Here is a 629-nt window from a genome sequence, read left to right as displayed (position 1 = left end):
ACAGAAGCGACCTGCTCGCCGGCGGCGACATTGGCCTGGACGACCACGGTGCGCGCGCCGTCGATGCGGTTGAGGATACCGACGGTCGGCTCGGGCTTGCGCACGACGAAATTCGAGATCGGCACCGACCCTTGCGACGTCTGCACCCTGAAATCGTCGAGCGTCGACAGCGTGCGCCGATCCTCGGGCAGGCGCAGCCTGATGTCGACGGCGTCGTCAGCACCGGCCGGCCGGTATTCACTGAGCTTCAGCCCGTTCGTCACGAGTTGCACCACCGTTCCGACCGAGGTCGGGCTGATGCCGTATTGTGCCGCCTTGGCGCGGTCGACGTCGAGCGCCCAGTCGACGCCGGGCGGCGGCAGGCCGTCGGAAATATCGATGACACCGGGGACCTTGGCAATGCGAGCGGCGACGGCGCGCGCCTTGTCGTCGAGACCTTTCGGGTCGACGGCTGACAGCCTGATCTGGATCGGCTTGCCAGTGGGCGGGCCGGCCTCGGGCACGCGAACCTCGACGTCGACGCCGGGAATGCCGGCCATGACGCCGCGCAGCTCGTCCAGGATGGCGTTCGCCGATTTGCGCTCGCGCCAGTCGACGAACTCGTACTGGATCACGCCGACCACGTCTTC

Annotated in this window: 1 protein-coding gene; it reads right to left on the bottom strand. The window is 67.9% G+C overall.

Annotated features, from left to right (window positions below; all coding sequences use genetic code 11):
* The coding region (locus tag AC0L2C_RS34165; RefSeq protein ID WP_473525532.1) for an efflux RND transporter permease subunit at positions 1 to 629 on the bottom strand (629 nt) is incomplete at both ends.

Source organism: Mesorhizobium sp. WSM4845, assembly GCF_055811455.1.
Note: the sequence above shows the minus strand (reverse complement) of the source record. Positions and strands in the feature narration are given on the sequence as shown.